At 75.7% G+C, this 4,234-nt stretch carries 5 protein-coding genes; all 5 read right to left on the bottom strand.

The window, feature by feature from the left end:
- Window positions 1-1,830 (bottom strand): thiamine pyrophosphate-binding protein (locus tag AC51EU_RS27710; protein WP_496269828.1); only part of this gene is annotated, 1,830 nt, incomplete at its 3' end.
- A 193-nt stretch (window positions 1,831-2,023) separates the two neighbouring features.
- Complete coding sequence (locus AC51EU_RS27715; RefSeq protein ID WP_496269829.1) at window positions 2,024-2,323, bottom strand: hypothetical protein; 300 nt, start codon at window positions 2,321-2,323, stop codon at window positions 2,024-2,026.
- Window positions 2,324-2,502: 179 nt separating this feature from the next.
- Window positions 2,503-3,213, bottom strand: a complete 711-nt coding sequence (locus AC51EU_RS27720; protein ID WP_496269830.1) for a phosphatase PAP2 family protein — start codon at window positions 3,211-3,213, stop codon at window positions 2,503-2,505.
- Complete coding sequence (locus AC51EU_RS27725) at window positions 3,210-3,815, bottom strand: phosphatase PAP2 family protein (RefSeq protein WP_496269831.1); 606 nt, start codon at window positions 3,813-3,815, stop codon at window positions 3,210-3,212. Before AC51EU_RS27725 ends, AC51EU_RS27720 begins: the two co-directional genes overlap by 4 nt.
- Window positions 3,812-4,234: DedA family protein (locus tag AC51EU_RS27730; protein WP_496269832.1), on the bottom strand; the 423-nt coding region annotated here is incomplete at its 5' end. The genes AC51EU_RS27730 and AC51EU_RS27725, both read right to left, overlap by 4 nt.

Consider the following 4,234-nt stretch of genomic DNA (forward strand, 5'->3'; position numbering starts at 1 on the left):
GGAGAGCCGCAGGTAGGCGGAGCTGCCGTCGGGGGTGCCGAGTTGGGCGAGGCAGGCCAGCAGGCACCATTCGGTGTCGACGGCGAAGGCCGGTTCGTAGCTGACGCAGCCGGGCTGTTCCAGGCCGAGGGAGGGGGTGGTGACGGACTGGTGCGCGCCGCCCTCCGGCGCCAGCGTGACCCCGGACGGGGTGCCGACGAGGATCGATCGGCCGCCCGCGTAGATGCCGAAGGACCACGGTTCGAGGGCCCTGGTGACGAACGGGTCGTAGACCACGCCGATGGGCAGCAGGGGCTGGCCCCAGCGGCTCCAGGTGGCGCCGAGTTCGCCGAGGAGGCCGACGAGGTTGGTCTCGGCGATGCCGAGTTCGATGTGCTGGCCGGCGGGCTTCTCCCGCCAGTGCAGGATGGTTTCGGCGTCGTCGGCGAACCAGTCGTCGCGTTCGTGGTGCGCCCATACGCCGACCTTGTTGATCCAGCCGCCGAGGTTGGTGGTGGAGCTGACGTCGGGGCTGACGGTGACGATCCGGCCCGCCACCTCGGGCGCCCTGCGGGTCAGGTCCAGCAGCAGCCGGCCGAGCGCCTGCTGGGTGTTGCCGGTGCCGGACGGGGTGCGGCCGGTGTCCGCGGGGACGGCGGGCGGGCGGTGCGCCGGGTGGTGCGGGCGACGCAGCCGCTCGGCGGTGGCCGCGCACAGCTCCGCCTCGGGCGTGCCGTCCGCGAAGCCGGCCCAGGGGGCGTCGAGGTCGGTGCCGAGGCGGTCGGCGAGCTCCCGCATCTGCGGCTCCGTCAGCAGTGCGGAGTGGTTCTGCGGGTGGCCCTCGGTGGGCAGGCCGCGGCCCTTGACGGTGTACGCGAAGATCACGGTCGGGCGGGTGTCGTCGATGCGGTCGTACGCCGAGAGCAGGGCCCCCAGGTCGTGGCCGCCGAGGTTGCGGAGGGCCGCGAGGAGGGTGGTGTCGTCGAGGCCGCTGATGAGCCGTGCGACGGGGCGGGCGGTGGAACCGGCGCCCGGGAGCCGCTCGCGCAGTTCGGCGGCGGTGCAGCGCAGCAGCCGCTGGTACTCCGGGTTGTCCATGGCGTCGATGCGGGCGCGCAGCGCCTCGCCGCCGGGCCGGGCGAACAGGTCCTCCAGCAGCCGCCCGTACTTGAGGGTGAGCACCTGCCAGCCCGCGGCGGAGAACATGCCCTGGAGGGCGCCGGCCGCGATGCCGGGCACCACGCGGTCGAGGGACTGGCGGTTGAGGTCGACGATCCACACCACTTCGCCCAGGCGGGCGGTCATCGGGTCCCGGACCGCCTCCCAGACGGCGCCCTCGTCGAGTTCGGCGTCGCCGAGCAGGGAGTACTGCCGTCCGGTGCCGGCGCCGCCGAAGTGCCCGTCGACGTAACGGCGGGCGAGCGCGCCCCACACGGGGGCGGTGGCGCCGATGCCGACGGAGCCGGTCGAGTAGTCCACCGGGTCGGGGTCCTTGGCGCGGCTGGGGTAGCTCTGGAGTCCGCCGAAGGCCCGCAGGGTCGTCAGGTACCGGGGGTCCAGTTCGCCGAGGAGGTGGTTGAGGGCGTGCAGTACGGGTGAGGCGTGGGGTTTGACGGACACTCTGTCGTCGGCGGTCAGCCGGTGGAACCACAGGGACGTCATGATCGAGGTCATCGACGCGCAGGACGCCTGGTGCCCGCCGACCTTGAGTCCGGCGGGGTTGGGGCGGACCCGGTTCGCGTGGTCGATGATCGCCGTGGACAGCCACAGCACCCGCGCTTCCACGGCGGCGAGGGTCGGGAGGTGGACGGCCGGGGGTGTCGCGGAGGCCGTGGCGGAGGCAGGGGACATACCTGGGGCTTCCTTCCGGTCGGGGACGCGCCGTCGGGCGCGGCGCGCCGGTCGGGGCCGGCACGCGCGTCGAAGCGTGCCAGCTCCTGGGGCCGGCGGCCAGTAGTGATCTTCCCGTGGGGAGCCGGGGCCGGGGGATGCCCGGCGGGCCCGGTGCCTCCCGGGGGAAGCGCCGGGCCCGCCGGGTGGCGCGTCAGAGGCCGACCTCCCAGGCGAACGGCGGGAGTTCGCCGGCCCGGGAGTAGACCTCCAGGGAGCGGGCGGCCGGGACGAAGGGATGGACGCGGCCGCCTTCGAGGCCGGCCAGCAGCCGGGCGCAGTGGTGGACGCAGCCGGCCACCTCGGTGCCGTGGCGGTCGATGAGGGTGGCGGCGTCGTGCGGGCCCTCGCACGGGGTCGGGTCCTTGTCGGGGGCGGCGGCGCAGCGGCCGGGGGGCCGGTTCGCCGCGGGGCGGACGAGGCGGTCCGCCGGTGGCTGGGAAGAGTGGTTCATCGGTGCTGTCCCCCAGGTGGTGCGTATGTGCCGAGTGCGGATACGCGGGCGCCGGAGGCGTGCCGGGCGGTGCCGGTACGCGGTGCCCAGGACAGTGCTGCTCCCCGGGGACACCGTCCATGCCCCCTTGGCGAAGACCTGGTACGACCATCATCCCGCCATGGAAGTGCCCCGAGGTTCTACGGACGGTAACGGCGGAACAACAACGGCGCGGCCCACAGTCCGACGGCCAGCCACCCCGCGGCGAACACCCACCCGGCGAGCACATCGCCGGGCCAGTGCACCCCCAGGTACACCCGGGTCCAGGCCACTCCCACCGCCCACAGGAAGCACACCAGGCACCACAGGCGCGCGGCGGCGGGGCGCACCCGGTGGAGCAGACCCCAGACGAGCAGCCCGGCCGCGAGTGCGGACGTCGTCGCGTGGCCGGACGGGAACGCGTGGCCGGTGACGGCGACGGCCCGGTCGGCGAGCGGCGGCCGGGGGCGGGCGAGCAGTTCCATCAGGCCGTACCGGAGCAGCTGGCCCGTGCCGAGGACGATCACCGCCCAGGTCACGGCGTACAGCCGGCCGGTGGCGTCCCGCCCGGCCAGCAGCCCGGCGATCACCGCGATCGCGTACGGCACGACGCCCGTGCCGGTGGCGGTCAGGGCGCGCGCCGACGGGAGGAAGGCGCCGCCGCGGTGCGCCACGCACCAGTCGTGCAGGGCCCGTTCGACGGGGAAGGGGGCGCCGTGGCGTACCGCGACGACGGTGGACGCGGCGGCGAGGAGCACCGCGCAGACCGCGGCGACGGTGATCAGCGGCCCGGTGCGGGGCCGGCGGAAGGGGACGCGGGGGCCGGAGGAACCGCTCCCGGTGCCGCCGCGCCCGTCCTCGGGGGCGGTCACCGGGTCGCGACCAGGGGGCGCAGCCGCGTGGTGCCCAGGCGGTCGACGAGCGGGGCCGCGCGGCGGGCGAGCAGGCCCAGCGGCCAGGCCACCAGGACGCCGACGGCGAGCCCGGCGACGACGTCGTGCGGGTAGTGGGCGCCGACCCAGACCCGGGAGGCCGCCATGAGGAGCGCGGCGGGGACGGCGAGGAGGCCGATGCGGCGGTCGGCGAGGAGCAGGGCGGCCACGGCGGCGGCCGCGATCACGGAGTGGTTGCTGGGGAACGACCAGTCGCCGGCCGGCGGGCACACCTCGACGGTGACGGTGTGCAGGGTCCGGCAGGGCCGCTGCTCGTCGACCAGGCTCTTGACGACGTCGTTGACGGCGAAGGCCACGACGACGATCAGGGGGGCGGCCAGTGCCACGGCCGTCCGGGCGGAGCCGGCGCCGCGCGAGCGCCACCAGGCGAGCACCATCAGGACGGCGAAGAGGACGAGCCCGTAGTCGGTCCAGTAGGAGACGGCGGTGTTGAGGGCGGCGGGGGCGTGACGGGCCGTGTCGGTGATCGAGGTGTACAGGCCGCCGTCGATCGCGGCGCCGGAGAGGGCGGACCGGGTCACCGGGGGTTCTCCTTGGTGGGGCGGGCGGCCCGGGGGCGGGTCGCGGGGTCGGGGACGGGGACGGGAACGGTGGCCGGGGCCGGGGAGGCGGCGGGTCCGGCCGGTGTCCCCGGGGCGGGCGCGGCGCGGCGGCCGCGCAGGAGTTCCCGGGCCAGCGGGGCGAGTGAGGCGAGGACCACGAGGGCGACCAGGGGCGGCAGATAGCGGTCGATGTCGGGGACGGACGCGCCGAGGGCGTAGCCGGCCAGCGGCAGCGCGACGCTCCACAGGAGTCCGCCGGTGACCTGCCAGAGGGTGAAGGTGCGCACCGGCACGTTCAGGGCGCCGGCCAGCGGGTTGAGGACGGTGCGGACGACGGGGACGAAGCGGGCCAGGACGAGGGCGCGGGCGTGTCCGTAGCGCGCCAGGTACTCCTCCGC

This window comes from Candidatus Streptomyces philanthi, assembly GCF_059553635.1.